14 protein-coding genes are annotated in these 17,754 nt (G+C 48.9%); 3 read left to right on the top strand and 11 right to left on the bottom strand.

Annotated elements, in window-relative coordinates; translation table 11 throughout:
• Positions 1 to 126: 126 nt before the first annotated feature.
• On the top strand, positions 127 to 1,275 hold the full coding sequence (locus H6F73_RS17780) for a hypothetical protein (RefSeq protein WP_199330658.1): 1,149 nt from the start codon (positions 127 to 129) through the stop codon (positions 1,273 to 1,275).
• Positions 1,276 to 1,324: 49 nt separating this feature from the next.
• A complete protein-coding gene (locus H6F73_RS17775; RefSeq protein WP_190760124.1) occupies positions 1,325 to 2,113 on the top strand; it encodes a hypothetical protein in 789 nt (262 codons plus the stop codon).
• 91 nt (positions 2,114 to 2,204) lie between these two features.
• Here the strand turns inward: H6F73_RS17775 and H6F73_RS17770 are convergent, their stop codons facing one another.
• The 3 genes from H6F73_RS17770 to H6F73_RS17760 all read right to left on the bottom strand — a co-directional run bounded on the left by H6F73_RS17770 (position 2,205) and on the right by H6F73_RS17760 (position 5,393).
• Positions 2,205 to 3,113, bottom strand: a complete 909-nt coding sequence (locus H6F73_RS17770) for a CoA-binding protein (RefSeq protein ID WP_190760123.1) — start codon at positions 3,111 to 3,113, stop codon at positions 2,205 to 2,207.
• 226 nt (positions 3,114 to 3,339) lie between these two features.
• A complete protein-coding gene (locus H6F73_RS17765; protein WP_190760125.1) occupies positions 3,340 to 4,557 on the bottom strand; it encodes a succinate--CoA ligase subunit beta in 1,218 nt (405 codons plus the stop codon).
• Positions 4,558 to 4,760: 203 nt separating this feature from the next.
• Entirely contained in the window at positions 4,761 to 5,393 is a 633-nt protein-coding gene (locus H6F73_RS17760; protein ID WP_190760122.1) for a hypothetical protein, read from the bottom strand.
• A gap of 401 nt (positions 5,394 to 5,794) precedes the next feature.
• On the opposite strand from H6F73_RS17760, the gene H6F73_RS17755 reads away from it, so the two are divergent.
• Positions 5,795 to 7,633, top strand: a complete 1,839-nt coding sequence (locus H6F73_RS17755) for a hypothetical protein (RefSeq protein WP_190760121.1) — start codon at positions 5,795 to 5,797, stop codon at positions 7,631 to 7,633.
• A 76-nt stretch (positions 7,634 to 7,709) separates the two neighbouring features.
• Here the strand turns inward: H6F73_RS17755 and fetB are convergent, their stop codons facing one another.
• From fetB to H6F73_RS17715, 8 genes are all read right to left on the bottom strand, one after another.
• Complete coding sequence (gene fetB / locus H6F73_RS17750; protein WP_190760120.1) at positions 7,710 to 8,486, bottom strand: iron export ABC transporter permease subunit FetB; 777 nt, start codon at positions 8,484 to 8,486, stop codon at positions 7,710 to 7,712.
• 246 nt (positions 8,487 to 8,732) lie between these two features.
• Positions 8,733 to 9,605 carry a 6-carboxytetrahydropterin synthase gene (locus H6F73_RS17745; protein WP_190760119.1) on the bottom strand — a complete coding sequence of 291 codons (873 nt, stop codon included), beginning with the start codon at positions 9,603 to 9,605 and terminating at the stop codon, positions 8,733 to 8,735.
• A gap of 74 nt (positions 9,606 to 9,679) precedes the next feature.
• A complete protein-coding gene (locus tag H6F73_RS17740; protein WP_190760118.1) occupies positions 9,680 to 10,378 on the bottom strand; it encodes a J domain-containing protein in 699 nt (232 codons plus the stop codon).
• 66 nt (positions 10,379 to 10,444) lie between these two features.
• A complete protein-coding gene (gene cysK / locus H6F73_RS17735) occupies positions 10,445 to 11,407 on the bottom strand; it encodes a cysteine synthase A (protein ID WP_190760117.1) in 963 nt (320 codons plus the stop codon).
• A gap of 126 nt (positions 11,408 to 11,533) precedes the next feature.
• Positions 11,534 to 11,971: an Rrf2 family transcriptional regulator gene (locus H6F73_RS17730; RefSeq protein WP_190760116.1), complete on the bottom strand. Its 438-nt coding sequence runs from the start codon at positions 11,969 to 11,971 to the stop codon at positions 11,534 to 11,536.
• Positions 11,972 to 12,121: 150 nt separating this feature from the next.
• Positions 12,122 to 14,182, bottom strand: a complete 2,061-nt coding sequence (locus H6F73_RS17725; RefSeq protein ID WP_190760115.1) for an iron uptake porin — start codon at positions 14,180 to 14,182, stop codon at positions 12,122 to 12,124.
• A gap of 839 nt (positions 14,183 to 15,021) precedes the next feature.
• Positions 15,022 to 16,653, bottom strand: a complete 1,632-nt coding sequence (locus H6F73_RS17720; RefSeq protein WP_190760114.1) for an HD domain-containing phosphohydrolase — start codon at positions 16,651 to 16,653, stop codon at positions 15,022 to 15,024.
• A gap of 933 nt (positions 16,654 to 17,586) precedes the next feature.
• Positions 17,587 to 17,754: photosystem II protein D2 (locus H6F73_RS17715; protein ID WP_190757555.1), on the bottom strand; the 168-nt coding region annotated here is incomplete at its 5' end.

Genomic DNA, 17,754 nt, shown 5'->3' with positions numbered 1-17,754 from the left:
TGTAGCATTGTCTGCCACGACGATGCCCGTTTTTAGCGGTTTGAGTGGAGTGACATTGAGGACATTTCATGACTTTATTGTATTCCACCTAGCATTACTTTTTCAGCAACGCCTCAAGGGGACGATATGGGCACGGTAGAGACACCGGCAACAGGAACTCTAGACAATAAGACTCTAACGTTGCCACCTGTGCCCGACAATTTACCGCGTTGGATGGACAACAAGGATAGAAATCATATCTATCGCAAGCGTGGTTCATATAACGACGATATTTATAACGTGCGATCGCTTGCTCTGGATTTGAACGCAGTCGCCGTTGGTCACGCGATGGCTTACCAAGATCTGGTGATTGGCAAAGCCGACCGATTAGAAACCGACACCTTCAATCGTATCAACTGGGTGTTGAAAAACCCGCCACGCTTTATGCCTGACGAAGCGAACATTTCCTCAACCTTTGGGCGCAGATACGGTGTGTTAGAGCAAGTCTTCGACTGGACGCACGTTTTGCACGCCCAAACGGTGGATGTGCTAGCCAGCACTAAGTTAACCGACACCCAAAAAGATGCCGAAATCGAGCGGCTGTATCGTTTCTACGTTGACAGCGTACCCTATGCGATTACGCCCTTGCCACTGAACATGGGCTACCTCGATTCGCAGCCTTATTCAAAGGCGTTTCGCCAGAAGTATCCGAAGGTGAACGGTCTGTTTTGGGGCTATCACTGGCTACAAGGTACGATGTATGACCTGCTTTCAGGCAAGACGCTTCAAGAGCAGCGCAACGCCTACGCCACAGCCGGCAAGCGATACCACGAGGTTGAATTGTATCGCACAGATCGACCGTTCATGCCAATGTTTGCCGAGCTTAGCCCAGACTTTGCAGCACGCTTCCCGCATATCTCAAATACCTTCGATAACCTGCATATGCTGCACGACATGGTTAACGACATTCTGGCTTCAGATTGGATGACTGAAGAGCAAAAGAAGGTGCAAATTAAGCGTGCTATCTGGATGGTGTCTGCCGAAGCACATAAGGACATGAAACCAGGCGACTTTAATGCCAATGAGCCGTTGCACGACCACCGATTTATGCCGGGAATGCCTGGAATGGGCATGATGCCGGCGGGCTTGATGAATCACGGTATGCCCACGAACCAGCCACCGGGCATAACAGAACAGCACAAAACGAATCACGACCCGATCAAGCACAACACACTGCCGCAAGGCAAGACGGAACCCAATTTAAGAATTCCCGCCGGCAAACATACAGGCCACTGATTTTGATTGACCTCGCACTTAACAACTGAAAAGGGAGGTAAAACATACCATGAGACAACTAACAAAATCTGTGATCGCCGCACTGGAAACACTGACATTTGTAGTAGTTGCAGCTTCCTCAGCACGCGCTGTTGACCACAACAACATTGACGCTAACCGGCCACTTTCCTTCGATGACGCAGAGAGCATCGGTTTCGGCGAGCAGTCGTTTGAACTGGGAGTATCGCTGGTCAAGCCACACAGGCACTCGGTGGGGGCTGAGTTTGAGGTGGAGTATCTCTACGGCTTCGCGCCCAACACACACCTCAATATCGGTATCGATCCGAGCGTTGGCGCGGACGATACCGGCTTCGATCTGGGCAATGTCTCTGTGGGTGTCTTCCACAACTTCAACCGTGAATACGACAATACACCGGCTTTTGCTGTTCGGGCTGATGCCTCTTTTCCAACGGGGCGCGATTCAGATGGTGTGGATTTTCACCTGCGGGGCATTGCAAGTAAAACAGTTGGGCAATATGATCGCCTGCACCTAAACGTCGATCTGAACGTGAAAACACAGGCTGATGACGACGAGCGCTTTGTTGTGCCTGGTGTGGTTCTGGGCTACTCAAGACCGTTGGGTTACCCGCGTCGCTTTGATCGCACGATTCTGGCCGAAGTGGGGGTAGGCGGCAATGAGGAAAGGGGAGGCGAAGCCATCATATCGGCTGGGATTGGGCTGCGCCAGCAGGTTGGCTACCAGAGCGTACTCGACATTGGTTTGCAAAGCGATATTGCCGACGGCAACGGAGAGCGTGATGATGTGCGCCTCACCGTTGGCTACTCGACGGCTTTTTGATGAACAACAACACGGTGTCATTGTTCAATTAGTTTGGACTGATTATCGGCAATTTCAAATTCCATTCAGACGTGCCGATCAAAGGGTGTGATTACTTCTTTTTATGCCCTGATTTCTTAAGCACTTTTTTAACAAGTTCGGGAATTTGGGAAGGACGTTCTGCCACCGGCACTTTGGCTTGCTTAAAAGCGGCCATCTTGCTTTCTGCTGTGCCAACATCTGCCCCTAAATCCGCTAAACCAGCAGTAATAATCGCGCCGGCGTGTCCTAAGCGTCTGCCTTTGGGGGCGTGGTGGCCGGCTATATAAGCAATCACCGGCTTATCAATCGCCTCATCAATATACCGTGCAGCCGCTTCTTCACTTGCGCCGCCAATCTCTCCGACTAAAACAATCACCTCGGTTGCGTCATCTTCCTCTAAAATTTGCAACCATTGCTGAAAAGAAGAACCAACAATTGCATCGCCGCCAATGCCGACACAGGTAGATTGACCTAAACCGGATCGGGTTAACTCGCGGGCAATTTCGTACGTCAGAGTGCCGCTGCGACTGATCAACCCCACAGGGCCAGGGATGTAAAATTCACTGGGATGGGTTCCTAGCAAAACTTTTCCCGGTACAATTACACCCGGACAGCTAGGGCCAATTACTAGGGTGTCGGTGGCTTCAGCTTTTGCGGCTAAGCGAACCATATCGAGCGGTGGCACACCCTCGGTGATAATAATTATTTGCCGAATGCCGGCGGCAATTGCTTCTAAGGCGGCATCAAGTACCAAGTAAGCCGGCGTAAAAATCGCCGTGATGTCCACCGGGCCAACCGCCGGCAGCGCCTGATCCACCATATCAAATACGGGAATGTCGTGCAGTGTTTGCCCTCCTTTGCCGGCGCTAACACCCGCGACGACATTAGTGCCATAAGTCTTCATCAAAGCTGCATGGGTTGAACCCAGCGTTTCTGCGATGCCCTGTATCAAAACTTTACTGTCTGCTTTAAAACTCATCAAATCTCCTGCCAGCTGTTTTTTTCCCTTTGTTTTTTGTCCTTTGTTTGGTATCAGTGGTTGCTGGCACGTTGTTTTTTTCACGACCTGCTAACTCCTGACTTTATGACAAATAACCGAACGATTCATCAACCTCGTAAAAAAGTCTCCAACTGCCAATTTTCCTATCACCTCAACCGTTTACAAATTTGTATTTATGTGGTTAAAAAATACCTTTCTCAAAAATCTAATAACCAACCACCGCTTTTGCTTTATCCACGGCTTTCGCCACTGCCTCTTCCAAATCCTCAATCAAGGGCACTTTAATCGCAGACAAGCGCTCTTTGGCTACAGAAAGATTGCCCCCAACAAGGCGGACAATAACATGAAGCCCACTGCGCGTTCGAGAAGAACTTTCTCGTCGCTTCAAATAAGTTTCAATCGCTGCTGCCGTCTCCTCACACAGCGTCACACTGCCGAGAATATTGACGAGGACAACCTTAACATTTTTGTTTTGAGTTGCTAGTTCCAGCGCTTGTTCTAAGTATTCGCTCCAGCTGTCAACCTCTTTGGGAAGCGGGTTTCCAGGAATTGAATCATAAGAGGCCATTCTCCAACCGGCCTCATTAGATAGGGGGGAAATATTGAGAAAATTCGCTGGCTGGCCGCCGGTAAAGCAGACTAAATCTAACGTGGCCATTGTCAAGCCGGCTCCATTGCAAATAATCGCAATATTTCCGTCTAGCTGGACAAAATTCTGGTTCGCGAGTGCTGGTGGAATTTCCTCGTCTTTGGCGCGTTTAGACATTTTTGACGCAAGCGTAGCCAGTTCCGGATGCCGCCCCAAAGCTTCATCGTTGGCAGTCACTTTGCCATCGAGTGCCATAACTTGGCCAGTGGCACTAATGCCGAGGGGATTAATTTCCACTAAATCCAAGTCTTTTTGGACAAACAACTGGTACATTTTTTGCACGATGCCGCTAACTGACTCAATCAGTTCGCCTTTCAATCCCATCTTCAACGCCAAACGCCGAGCGTAAAATGGGGAAAATTCCTCATCAACGACAACCAGCTGGATGTATTCGAGGGTTGCTTCGGCATCGATGCCTCCCTTAATAGAACCCAAAAGCACAGGCCGGCGGGTGGCGCGATCAAGAATAACTGCCAGATAAAATTCTTGGTCAGCGTCGTATTTTGACTCTGCCAAAACTACTTGCGGGTATTCGCCCATGATGGGCAAATGAAAGATTGCCTGGGCAGCAGCGACGGCATCAATGGTGTTTTCTACAAACTTGACCCCGCCGGCTTTACCCCGTCCGCCGACGCGAACTTGAGATTTGAGCGCAATTGGATAGGGAATTCTCAGTCCCTTGAGATCGCTGGGATGATCAATGCGTTGCGAGGGCAAAACGGGAATGCCCATTTCACGAAATAATTCTTTGGCTTGGTATTCTAGCAAGTCCATATTAACTATCAGTTTAGTGAAAGGTGATACCGGCATGGCAATGCCACGCCCTTTTTTGAGTTCGGAATAAAGGATGAAAGTTCAAGAATGAAATTGCCATCCCAAGATTGTGGGGAATTTCCCCCACAAAAGCCTGATATCCAGTGTTCTAAGTCATAAGTCATAAATTAGATGCCCCATCCCCTATTAGCCATTACCCATTCCTAATTTGCACTTTCGCCGCATTTGTGCCGGGATTGGGGAAGCAATTCTACCCTTTTAGTTGCTCCGTTAAAAAAAGTAGAATTCACTAACTCCGGTTCAATAATGCTGACAGAGAGATTGACCGGGGCTAGTTGTATTCCCAAGGCGTTAGTTAGTTCTGCTAGGGCAATTTTAAACGCGTAGTCAACTCTCGCTAAGAGAAAAGCGAGCCGTTCCAAGAAAAATCCCATCACCGGCATTAACGCCCAGATTCCTAGGATCTGCCGATAGAACTCGGATGCACAAATGTGTTTGACTAGCCTGATCAGCCTGTAACCGGCGCTACTGGCTGTCCTACAATGGCTTATCGTTTCTTCCGCTAAGGCTTCTACTTGTTTGATGCTGAGCATCTTGGCAGCCCAAAGCAAGCCGGCACCGCCTCCGTGACAGAGGACGGCTGCGAGATTGAGCGGTTTGCGGCGGCAAGGTAGCACGAAGGGGATGCGGAGGAATCGTTGGGCGAACAGCTGGGCGAGTGCTGCGCCAATTCCAGAAGATGTGCCGGTCATCGAAACCACTTGTTCATCTAGTGGAATGCTAGGAGACATTATGAACGCTTGAGCACCTAAAATTACGGGGGATTCTACTACCATATCAGGGTTGACCCTTACAATAGCGTGCTCTTTGAACTGACTGTGGCGCTAATTCACGATATATCCGTTTCGGTAAGTATTGTCGGTGACAGGGTGTTCGCCCTCACGCAACTTTAAAATTTAAAATATAGTGACCTCCACGTTAGCAAAAATCATAACTTTATCGCAGGTATGTGCTATAATCCTCAGCGATATAAATAGCGCGACCCAAATCATTGCAAAGTTCTAAAAGTTAATTGTTAAGTTTTTTATCACAGCGTTGGCTACGCGCTAACACACAAAAGGCAAGTAAAGCCAGAGCCAAGTATAGTGAATGATGTATTTGAGTAACGGCTCAGCCAAGCCAAATTATGGTAAAACCTGCTTCAGTCGTTAAATAACAAAACAGGTGGAATGGCCCTATGACAACAGCAGTACGGCAGGGTGACTTACAAATTCTAGGACAGCTGTTAGAAGAACGCTTGCAGTTGAAATTCTTCCCAAATGGCCCACTTCAGGTACGGTGCAGTCGCCAAGAAGAAACTTTAACTGTGGTGAGCCAGCATCCAGATGTGGTTGTGCCCGATCCGCAACAAGTATTCAACGCTTTAGAGCAAGCCATCAAAGGTTTGCAACCTGACTTGACGCAAAAGGTGCAACTATACCTGCGATTGGCAAGCAAAAAACAGCCTTATGCCTCCCACACCTTTATGATGAAGCCACAGGCCGGCTCGGCTAGAGAGCAAGGGTCAAAGGCAACGCGGCTGCAGGAGGCTACAGGGATGGGAAGCTCGGTTGAAAAGCCAGCAACCAGAGCCGGTGTGGCTGAGATCGAGGATATCTGGAGTTTACCGGAGGGTTGGGAGGTTTCAGAACCGGCCATCAAAGCTGAACCAGCCAACGAGTCCCCAGAAACCCCGGCACCCGAACAGCAGAACCCGCCGAAATCGGCACCGGCAAAGCCGGCATCCTCTAGCTCCAGTCTGCCGATGCTGCTGGCAGGTACGGGAGTGGCGCTGTTCCTGCTGGCTGCCATTGTTTACCCCCTGAGCCGTCCTTGTGTACTTGGTACGTGTCAGGAGATGAGAACAGCGAAGCAACTGAGCGGGGAAGCGGCAAAAACCATAGAGCAGGCAAAATCTGTCACTGCGCCGGCGGAAGCCCAAAACCAACTCGCTAAGGCAAGGGGGCTGTTAAAAACGATTCCTTTCTGGTCTTTTTATTACCATGAAGCCCAGGAATTGTTAGATACCTATAAAATGCAGTCTGAGCGACTGAATGACGTTATAGAGATTCAAAAGAAAGCAACAACGGCAGCGCAAAAAAGCCAAAATCCCCCCCATCCGGTGAAAACTTGGCTAGAAGTTCAGTCGCTTTGGCGAGAGGCGATCGCTCAGATCGAACAAATTCCTGAAGACAGTCAAGTTTACCCGTGGCGAGAGCGCAAATTAAAAGAGTATCGTGCTAATTTAGCGACGATCAACCGGCGAGTCAAGGCAGAACAATTAGCTGAGAGTAAACTCAAAGCAGCTAAAGGTGCAGCTCAAATTGCCGAAGCTCGCCAAGGTGTGGCCCAGTCGTTGGAAAGTTGGCAGCAGGTTTACTCTACTTGGCAAACAGCAATTCAGGTGGTGCAGCAGGTTCCCAAGGGAACCGTGGCCCATCAGGAAACGCAGCCACTGTTAGATAGCTATCGGGTGCAACTGGCACAGGCGCAGGAACGCAAAACCAGTGAGGAAATCTCGGCCTCTTCTTACAATCAAGCGCTGCGTTATGCTGGAAGCGCTAAAATTGCCGAGCAAAGAAATCAGTGGTCGCAAGCGGTGGCTTATTGGCGTCAGGCTTTGGCTAATGCCCAGCAAGTGCCGAATGGAACGAATTACCACAATCAATCTCTGCCACTGCGGGAGTCTTACAGCAACGCCTTACAGGAGGCACAAGTCAGACTCCAGTCCGCCGTTGCTTTACAAAAAGCCCGTGTGGATTTAAGAAAGACCTGTAGCGGTAAACCGAAAATCTGCGATTATACAGTCACTAACGACTTGATGACTGTTTACATTACGCCTGAATACCAAAAAACTGTCAGGCAGACAGCAATTGCGGCAGACCGCAAGAAGGATAACAAGAGCCGGCGAAGTGTGAGCAATCACATTAAAACGTTACAAACTGCTTTGGAAGCGATTAGCAACAACGCGAATATTCCCATTCAGGTGTACGATCCCACCGGCTCTCAAATCGGCGCTCACAATCCACGCGGATAAAGTGAGAGGTGGAAATGGGGCATGGGGCATTGTTAAGGGAGACTTTTCCTTCGCTCTTGTGCTCCCGCTTCCTCTGTTAAAACTTTTGCAATTGAGCGGCTTGATTGAAAAACTGTCGGCACAGTCCTTGCGTGACAAGCAAGGTGGTTGTTATGGTTGTGAGCGCCAGCATGAACATAATCAGCATTTGATAGGCTGCGGCGTCAATCGGTCTAACCCCACTGAGCAATTGGCCGGTGATAATTCCTGGTAGTGTGACGACGCCGACCACCATCATGGTATTTATGGTGGGAATCATGCCGGCTTTGATGGCTTCTTTACGGTAAGATGCGACGGCTTGTTGTGGAGTAGCCCCCAAAGATAGGTGGGTTTCAATTTCTAGTTGACTGGTATTAATGCTGCTGACGAGACGTTCGCCGGCAATTGCAGCACCATTCATAGCGTTTCCCAACACAATGCCGGCCAACGGGATGATATATTGCGGTTCGTACCAAGTTGCCGGTCTAATAATTAATAAGTTTGTATAAGCTAAGGTCAGGGCACTACTCACTAAAATTGAACCCCAAACGACCAGCAACACTTGGGGAATTTTCTTGCTAATGCGGTTACGGGCAACTATGGCTGCGATCGTTAGCATCACGACAACGACTGCCAGCACAACCCAAGGATCATTTAACGCGAATACGGCTTCTAAAAAGTAGCCAACCACGAGCAGTTGGACAGTGGTGCGCCCTGTTGCTAGGGTTAATTGCCCTTCTAATCCTATTCTTTGCCACGCTGACAAGCCGATCGCAATTGCCATCAAACCTAGTGCCCAAACTAAGTCTGCTATTTCTAATCGAATTAAATTCACACTCACTCCTTAACCCATCCTATAAAGTTTCTGATCACAAAATAGTTTAAGCGGATGGGTATTAAATTTTAACTGATTGATGAATAGGAGAAGAATAAAGAACTTTTGTTGGGACAAAAATCGGCAAGTTTGAGGCTGATTTACTGACTCCAATCAACTCAGTGTTCGGTAAAGGAAAAGGCAAAAGAGAACAATTTACTCTTTTGCCTTGGAAGTTTTTAGGGTTCACATTTTTAGTAAGTGAACTTACACCGGCATCAAAACCGACTCATTTTTTTGATGGCTAGCATCAGCCGGTTCTAAGTCGGCGGCGTAGATTTCACAAGAATTATTCGGACTTTCAATCAGCTTCACTTTATGCAAATGAGCACCCATATCGCGGATCGGTTGTTTGAGCAGGTTGGCGATATGGGCGGCAATATTTTCAGCCGTGGGAACGACTTCCGCAAAGTAAGGAATATCTTTATTTAAGAAAGTGTGATCGAACGGCTCAACCACATGATCTTCGATGGCTTTTTGTAAAGCAACTAACTCAACTATCATGCCGGTGCGCGGGTCAATTTCGCCCTTAACTGTCACTTCCAAATGGTAGTTATGACCGTGGCCGTTTGGACGAGCGCACTTGCCGTATATCTCACAGTTATCTTCATAGCTGAGATCAGGACGGGCGAGGCGGTGAGCAGCACTAAAGTGAGTAGCAACTGTGAGATAAGCTTCCATTCCGTTTCCTAGATAATCGGCCCAAAGTTGAGGGTGTTCAAATAGCTGAATGCGGATAAGGGGCAAGTGATCGGCAAGCCGGTGCCAAATGACCCGTGCGATGTTTTCCGTGGTGGGTAGGGTTTGCTGAAATTCTGGCCAAGCGTCGTTGAGATAGGAAAAGTCTAGCTGGCTGGTAACTTCTTGCTTGATAACGTGTTTGACGTCGGATAAGTTAAGTACCATGCCATATTCATCGAGTTCGCCGGCCATAGAGACAAACAAGACGTAGTTATGGCCGTGTCCCGGTGTGCGGGTACATACGTCGAACCGCTGCCAGTTTTCCGCTTCGCTCAATTCTGGCAGCCAGTATCGGTGGCTTGCTGAAAACTGAGCCTTACGATTAATGATGCATTTCATTCGTAAATGTAAAGTTAAGTAAACCTGCGCTCATTCCAGCATAAACCAAATCCCAAATCTGGGCATTGGGATCATTAAATGTCTCGAATGGCGACTTGAGCTTCTCGGCGCAAGCCGGCGGCAATTCGGAATAGTTCTTGACCTGTGTGCAGGTAGTAGTCATCGTAGTTGAGGGTGAAGAACTCTAACTCATCGATGCCATCCCCGACTTGATTAAGGCAGTAGTAGAGATGAGCAGCAACACCGGCAACCGGCGCTGGATTAGGCATGGATCGAAAACACTGTTGAGCTTGGTTAAGAAACTCGCGGCAGGTGTTTAAGTAAGTTTGAAAGGCTTCTAGGAGTTCATCGTCAAAGGGATCGGCGGATAGTTTGTCGATTTGAGCGCCTAGAGGATTGAGAATACGAGCGAGCATTTGATTGACGGGCTTATAAACTTGAGTCAGCCATTGCTGGAGTTGCTCGTCGGTATCCTGTCCAGCTTGCCGCTTTTGTTGCCGGTATTGAGTTTGGGTAGATGCAGTGCGCCCTTGTCGGCTGCCGGGGGCTGCTGTTGAGTGCTTGTGCATCTGCCGATCGTAAGACTGCCGGCGCTGAGTGTCCCCCAAAATTTCGTAGGCGGCATTAAGGCGAACAATCTCTTCGTGGCCGGCTGTTTCAGAATTGCTGTCTGGATGAAAAAGTTTAACCAAACGCCGGTAAGCTTGCTTGATCTCCGATTGAGTTGCCTTTGAGCTTACCTGAAGGGTGTCATAGTGGTTGGAGTTTGCCATAAAACTAATTGAGTGAAGTCAGAAGTCAGAAGTGATGTAAAGGTTCTGGCTTCTGGCTTTTTGCGCTTAACCCACAACTGCTGGGACGCTGAGTTCGGCTTCTTGGAACAAGGGGGTACTCAAGTAGCGCTCTCCGAAGCTGGGCTGAACCATCACAATTAATTTTCCTTTATTTTCAGGGCGCTTGCCAACCGCAATAGCGGCGCAAAGGGCAGCGCCGGTGGAAATGCCGGAAAGAATTCCTTCTTCTCTGGCTAAGCGACGCCCGTAAGCAATGGATTCATCATCTGTAACGGTGATGACTTCATCAATGAGGGCGACGTTGAGGACTTGGGGAATGAAACCGGCACCAATTCCTTGAATTTTGTGGGGTCCGGGGTGGCCACCAGAGAGGACAGGGCTGTTAGCCGGCTCAACTGCGATGGCTTTAAATTCTGGCTTGCGTTGCTTGATCGCTTCAGCCACACCTGTGAGGGTGCCGCCGGTGCCGATGCCGGCGACCAAAATATCCACCTGTCCATCGGTATCTTGCCAAATTTCTTCAGCGGTGGTTTGCCGGTGAACTTGGGGGTTAGCTGGGTTGCAAAATTGTTGCAGCATATAAGCATGGGGCGTTGTCTGAACAATTTCTTGTGCCCGCCGAATTGCGCCAGTCATGCCCTCAATTCCTGGGGTTAGTTCCAGCCGCGCACCGTAAGCGCGAAGCATCGCTCTGCGCTCAGAACTCATCGTGTCTGGCATGGTTAAGATGAGCTGGTAGCCTTTGGCTGCTGCAACCATTGCCAGGGCGATGCCGGTGTTTCCTGAGGTGGGTTCGACCAAAACTGTTTTGCCTGGAGTGATCTGCCCGTTCTCTTCGGCTACATTAATCATACTGACGCCGATTCGGTCTTTGACAGACGCCGCTGGGTTCATTCCCTCCAACTTCACGACAATTCGCGCCACACAGCCTTCTACTTGGGGGATGCGGTTGAGTTGCACCAGGGGGGTGCGACCCACTAATTCAGTCATGTCATGAGCAATATTCATAAAATTTCTCAATTGTCAATGGTAAGTTGTTAGTCGTGTGGCCGGCAATTCGCTTCAGAATCCCGTTGTTACGGAGGCGTTGAACCCAGGGCATTCTCTAGATTTTTGCCAAGGCCCCATCTCCAATTAGATGTAATACATAATGTCTACTTGACGCTTTGCATCTCGCTGCTCACAGAGATCCTGGATTGTGTACTTTTGCAAGACTGAATTGGCGCTTGAGCAAACTTCTTGCCAGACATCCCAAACTACAGCACTCTCTAGAGTTTTGAGCGGGGAGTTATTTTCAGGCTTCTGAGAGTCCAATCCCTCTATACAGCCCACCACTTCAAAGAGTGTGATTTTCCAAGGTTCCCGACCTAGGATATAACCGCCTTTGGCACCCCGCAGGCTGCGAATTAGTCCACAGCGTCTTAAGGTGGCCAATAGTTGCTCTAGGTATCGGTCAGGGATATTTTGCTTAGCTGCAATTTGCCGAATTTGGAGCGGCTCACCGTCGTGGTAGTGACCGGCCAACTCTAAAAGGGCTAGAAGCGCGTATTCACTTTTTGATGAAAGTTGCACGGGCAAGATGTTATGTCAACAGCGTCGGTCTGGGCTTTTTCAATTATACCCCGGTTCTCCACCGGGGTTTGCTAGTTTCTAAAAGAAAACAAGAAAAAAGCTCCGCCAAGTGCGGAGCTTCCAATTGCTCATAAAAACTAAGAGTTTAACCTAGAAGGTAAAGGTTCCTCTGAGCGTACCGATAACGGTTTGCGGGTTGTCCTCGCTTTGGTTGGGGTTCAACAGCCAGATTACACCAGGCGTTAGCGAGATATTATCTGTCAGCTGATACTTGTAGAAACCTTCAACGTGCCAGGGAATTTCATCGCGATCAATATTGACATTGCCGGCCCGGAAGTTTGTCAGGTAAGGCTGGGCACCCAAGACGATGCCGGCCAGGTTCCCTTCTTTCAACAAGTCGGGGAAGGCGAGGGTAATGGCGTAGTTCCAGATGCTACCATCTCCACGGAGACCGCGATCATTATCGCTGTGCAGCAAACTAAAGTTTGTGTAGCCAACCCAGCCGCTAATGCCGAAGCGGGGGCTAACTTGTAACGAAGCTTGAAGACCGTAGGAATTGGCGCTGATTGGGTTGGTTCTGCCACCTAAAGTATTGGCGACATTGGTGCCGACAAAGCCTCTGGGTGAGATGCCGCCATCATCGTCAATTCCGACAGATGCGCCGTTATCAAACCCGAAGTTGCCTTCTCCAAAGTAGGAGTTGATGTAGGTTGCTGCCAAGGAGACGCCGCCGATGGTAAAGTTCAGCTGGGCCAAGGCAGAGTAATCACCACTAAAGAAACCATTACCCGCATCAGGGCTAGAGCCTTCAGAAGCGAGGTAGCCTAAGGTTAAAGAACTGGGTTTGAGAACGTTGAAAATGTTAGTACGACCGAAGCGAATATTAGCTCCGACCCCTTGTCCGCCACCGAGGCGATAAATCGGGTTGCGCTGACCGAAAGCGGACAGTGACCCATTACCCCCATCAAAGTCTTCCATATAGGGGTTAAGGGTGGGCGTGAAGTCTTCCCAAACGCCTGCGTTGGCTGCAACCACTAGATCTAATCTTTCGCCAAACGGGAAGAAATATTCTAGGGTATCAAGGATAAATTGATTCCCGGTGTCGCCATAGACGTTAAACGTCTGAGTGCCTTCACGGGAGTCATTCAGCACGTTTAGGGGTTCGGCATTCCCAACTTGCAGACGGGTAATTAAGAGGTCTTCACCTGTGAAACTGGTGTTGAGGTTGAGACGAACCCGTTGTTGGAAGGCAGGGACATCATTGGTCTCACCAAACGAGTCGGTGCCGGCAAAAATTGCTTCACCCACCAATTTGGTTGTGGTGGAGAACTGATTTGCTTCCAACTCAGCGGTGCGAGCTTCTAAGGCATCAACCCGACCGCGCAGGGTGGCGAGTTCTGCCTGAAACTCTTCCAGCAACCGGTTGAGGGCGGCTAAATCTGCTTTGGTAACAAAATCTCCACCCGGTTGTCCAATCAGCTGGGTAATGGTTTCCAAGCAGGCATTTAAACCGGCAGCAAATTCATAACGGGTTAGAGCGCGGTTGCCTCTAAAGGTGCCATCCGGATAACCGGCAATACAGCCGTAGCGCTCAACCAAGTTTTGCAAAGCCTGGAAGGCCCAGTCTGTCGGTTGCACGTCAGACAGTTGCGAGACTGAGGTGACTTGCCCGACAGTGGCGTTAGTGGCGCTGCCTTCGTTGCTGTATCGGTTGAGTTGCTGTAAAACATTTTGACCTGCCGGCTCTGTCGTGGTGGCCGGTGTTTCTTGGCGTTGAGTTTGCGCGACCTGAGCGGGCACTTCAATTTTTGCTGAGCTGGGGGCTTCATTTTGTACTAAAGCCGGCTCAGTTTGAGCATTCTCTTTAGACGAGCTTCCTAGAAGTTGCTCAGCGGTTTGCACCTGTTCATTGGTCTTTAAAGCCACTGGAGCCTGAGGGGTTACCTCTACTCCTTGCAGCAGTTGATCAGCTGTTACAGCCTCTTCTTTCGTGCTTAAAGCTGCAGGAGCCAGAAGGTTTTCCTCTGAGTCTCCCAACTGTTTTAGAGCAATCGCAGCGGGTTTTGAAAGTTTGGTTTCTGCTGCGGCTTGAGGTTGAGCCAATTCAGGAGTTGTTCCTGTTTCGGCGGCCATCGCAGAAGCTGAAACTACTAAAGCAGCCCCTAGAATTGCTGGGCTGGCAAATAGAGAATTCCACAATATCTTAGACATCTTCCCTCTTGTCCTCACACCTTATTATTGAGAGACTAACGGGCCGGCCATCTATTTATCTTTATACACAGCCACTGATTTTTTTAGCTATCAGGTAAGCTGGCAGTTTGGAAATGGTGGCTGCTAGCTCTATTTTGACATTCTCATTCCCTATTGGAAATGGGATTCTTGAGAAGTTTGCTAATTTCAGTTAGCCTTATTCTCAAAGGATGTGCCAATCATCACTTTGGCTACATACTGGCTACCCTGACTGTAGCCGCTGAATTTCTTCCTAGACAGTAGCACATTTACTGACCTTTCGTCACCGCTTTTTCGCCAAAAAGTGGCCCGGTGTCTTTTGGCCGTAAACTTCCCTACTCGCTACACGAAGAACCGCTGAAAAAAGTTCCACTTTTTCGATAAAACTTAGTGGGGCGTTGCATTGTTTGGCCGGCTCACGGCTGCGCTTACTTATAACTTACAGTCAGTGACGGCCCTGTCTAAACACTGTCCTGAAAGCGAAAATTTTCTGTTTAGGAAAATCCCCTGTTGTTCCGGATTTTCCACCGTTCGTTCAGCAAACATTGCTTTCAGCCGCAAGTGGGGAAGGGTTGTCGTCCCCTGCTCACCCGCTCCAAAAACAGATGATAGGCAGGAATGTAGTATAAACTTCCTGTGAGCATTTCTCAAAAAATTATACTTTATCCAAAACGATTCGCATCTCACCTTGCTCAATCATTTAATCAGGGTTCTAGGCGACGAATGCTTGGCTTTCCCGGTTATTTGTAGCGAGCTGACCCGAAACTGCCGGCTCCGAATCCGACAACCGCAAATAAGTGGCTAATGTCTGCCGTTATAGCCTACGCCGACTCTAGTTCAACCTCTAAGTTATGTCCTAGCACAGAAAAGACTTGGCGCTGCTCAAAAAGCTCTAAAAAATCGGCATTAATTTTGTTGTGAGCCGCTTCCTGCCGCAAAATTTGCAATGCCGATTCAACTGACAAGCCCCGTTTGTAGGGGCGATCCCCAGCTGTGAGGGCATCGTAAATATCTGCAATCGTAATAATTTGAGCTTGTATAGGAATTTCCTGCTGTTTCAAGCCCCGTGGATAGCCGGTGCCGTCGAGCATCTCATGATGGCCATAGGCAATTTGAGGAATCTCTTCTAAACCCTTCGTCCAGGGAATCCGCTGCAGAAAGGCGTAGGTATGCGTTACATGAGACTGAATTGCCAATCGCTCTTCATCGGTCAGGTTGCCTTTGTGTACCATCAGTTGCGTCATCTCTGCTGGTGAGAGCAGCGGCTGAATTCCACCATCAACATCTCGATAGGTGTAGCGAGAGAGCTCTCCCAGCTCAGCCAAAGGAGCCTCCGCCAAAATTCGAGGCTCATTTGCCTCCACTAAGATCTGCCAGTAATGATTTAGTTTTTCAATTGCCCGATCCCGCTGGGTGTCGAACTGTTGCAAATGCTGACATACCGAACACCCCGTCTCGGATTCGTGATTGGGATGAGCGAGCAAATATCGGAATTTTTCTTCAGCGCACTCCATTTCCAGCGTCCGTTTGGCCAAGGTAAAGCGATAGTGAATTACATCCATCTGGCCTGGATATAATTTCTTTTGTTTGACTAAAATCGCTTCAGGCACGCCAACTTTGCCAAAATCGTGCAACAAAGCGGCGTAGCGAGTTTCTTGAATTTGGCGTTCGCTAAAATTGATCTGGCGCAGGGGTCCTACGGAGACTGTATTAACTTCTTCGCTGAGACGGACTGTCAGGGACGCTACACGTTCAGAATGGCCAGATGTACAGGGATCTCTGGCTTCGATGACTTGGACAGAAGCTTTCACAAAGCCTTCAAACAAGTTTTCAATACTATCTTGCAACTGATTTCGCTCAATGGAAATCGCCGCCTGAGAAGCCAGGGATCGCACAATACGCTGTTCCCAATCCGAGTATGGCTGGGTAACTTCTCGGACGTTTTCGGCGTTCACCGCGACATCAGGTTGAGTTTTGCGATTGATCAATTGCAGGACGCCCATCATGTCGCCCTGCCGGTTCTGCATCGGTAACACTAGAACTGAGCGGGTGTGATAAGAAATGTCTCTGTCAAAGCTGCGATCCAGTTGGTAAGGAACCGTAGGGGGAAGATCGTAGGCATCTGGCAGGTTCAAGCTTTCACCTGTTAACGCCACATATCCCGCCAAACTTTGACGCGTCATGGGAATAGCAAACTCGCGGAATGAAACATTAGGCCGCGAGGCATTTTGCGCCACTTTAAACAGCAACTTTGGTGTCCCATCGCTACTGTCTACCAAGTAAACACTGCCGGCATCACTGCTAGTTATTTCCCGACTTTTGGATAAAATTAAGTTCAGCAACTCGCCCAGATCGTAACTGCTGGAAAGTGCCGCGCCAATATCCAACAGCTGCTCAATTAATTCAGTTTGATCGGCAGCCTCTCGCTGGAGTGCCTGGTTGTCTAACACCATGACCACGATCTGGGAATGAAGAAATATTTTGTGAATCTCACAAACTAGACTGTCTCCTCTTCGCTTGGAGCCGGCTTTGCTGTAAGTTTGAAATCAATTCGTTTTTTCGACAGGTTGAACGTTTACTTAACTTACCAGTAACCTTGACTGCAGCAAAGGTTTTTTAGTTAAGCCACTGGCGTCTTTGATGCTCAAGCAAGTGGCTAGCTTGAGGGAGGAAATTCTTAACGGTAGAGGATAGCCTGCGGTTGGTGCGGGTTCAACTCATTGATTCACAAGTGGGATGGCTGCAACAAAATTGTAATGCGCCAATTATAGCTTGTTTTGAAAACTATATAGCTGTCTGGGCGCACAAACTATTTTTGCAAAAGTATTCTGCTGCTAAACAGCTCACCGAACAAATTACCTTTGCCTGTTGCTTTTGCATCGTAAGTAGGGGCGGCTCCCCTGTGCAACTTACCCCGAAAAAACTATCCGCTCTCACGGGCAGCGATTCGGTTTAAACCTTCACGCTAAATGTGAGAGCGGTCTAGCGGGTCTTCAGATTGAAACCAGACTGCCGGAAGGATCTCCAAGCAAGCCCAATTTTTAAAGCCATTTGACTTCCCCGAAGGGAATTAGGCTAGCTGTTAGAGAACAGCCCCGGCGCACAGCCGGCGGACTTCAACCTGATGACCCATGCATTTACTACTGTCTTGCATAGGCATCACCTCCTTAAATCCCTTAACGGTTTTTTCTTTTAATTTAACTTCCCTCAGTCTAGCACACGAGTCCCAAACTTGAGCAACCGATTTTAAATTTTTCTTGGCTGAGGCTTTTCTCCTGGGATTTTGTGAAAAATCCCCCTTACCGGGCGATAAGGGGGACATCTCAGAATTCATTTGTCAAGCATGATTGAGTCTTTGCCAAGGACAAATAAATCCAGGTAAACTTCTACAGAGCGTTACCGCGAGGCAGAACTTCTTCAGGGAAGGTGAAGCCTTCATGGGGTTGGTCTTGGGGAGCCATCCAAGCGCGGATGCCTTCATTGAGCAGAATGTTCTTGGTGTAGAACGTTTCAAACTCAGGATCTTCTGCAGCCCGTAATTCTTGTGAAACGAA

Source organism: Microcoleus sp. FACHB-68, from assembly GCF_014695715.1.
Classification (GTDB): Bacteria; Cyanobacteriota; Cyanobacteriia; order Cyanobacteriales; family Oscillatoriaceae; genus FACHB-68.
Note: the sequence above shows the minus strand (reverse complement) of the source record. Positions and strands in the feature narration are given on the sequence as shown.

Excerpts from the sequence above, each read along its gene's own strand:
- H6F73_RS17780 (WP_199330658.1), top strand. The coding sequence starts at position 127 with ATGGGCACGGTAGAGACACCGGCAACAGGAACTCTAGACAATAAGACT.
- H6F73_RS17775 (WP_190760124.1), top strand. The coding sequence starts at position 1,325 with ATGAGACAACTAACAAAATCTGTGATCGCCGCACTGGAAACACTGACA.
- H6F73_RS17770 (WP_190760123.1), bottom strand. The coding sequence starts at position 3,113 with ATGAGTTTTAAAGCAGACAGTAAAGTTTTGATACAGGGCATCGCAGAA.
- H6F73_RS17765 (WP_190760125.1), bottom strand. The coding sequence starts at position 4,557 with ATGGACTTGCTAGAATACCAAGCCAAAGAATTATTTCGTGAAATGGGC.
- H6F73_RS17760 (WP_190760122.1), bottom strand. The coding sequence starts at position 5,393 with ATGGTAGTAGAATCCCCCGTAATTTTAGGTGCTCAAGCGTTCATAATG.
- H6F73_RS17755 (WP_190760121.1), top strand. The coding sequence starts at position 5,795 with ATGACAACAGCAGTACGGCAGGGTGACTTACAAATTCTAGGACAGCTG.
- H6F73_RS17745 (WP_190760119.1), bottom strand. The coding sequence starts at position 9,605 with ATGAAATGCATCATTAATCGTAAGGCTCAGTTTTCAGCAAGCCACCGA.
- H6F73_RS17740 (WP_190760118.1), bottom strand. The coding sequence starts at position 10,378 with ATGGCAAACTCCAACCACTATGACACCCTTCAGGTAAGCTCAAAGGCA.
- cysK (WP_190760117.1), bottom strand. The coding sequence starts at position 11,407 with ATGAATATTGCTCATGACATGACTGAATTAGTGGGTCGCACCCCCCTG.
- H6F73_RS17725 (WP_190760115.1), bottom strand. The coding sequence starts at position 14,182 with ATGTCTAAGATATTGTGGAATTCTCTATTTGCCAGCCCAGCAATTCTA.
- H6F73_RS17720 (WP_190760114.1), bottom strand. The coding sequence starts at position 16,653 with ATGGTGTTAGACAACCAGGCACTCCAGCGAGAGGCTGCCGATCAAACT.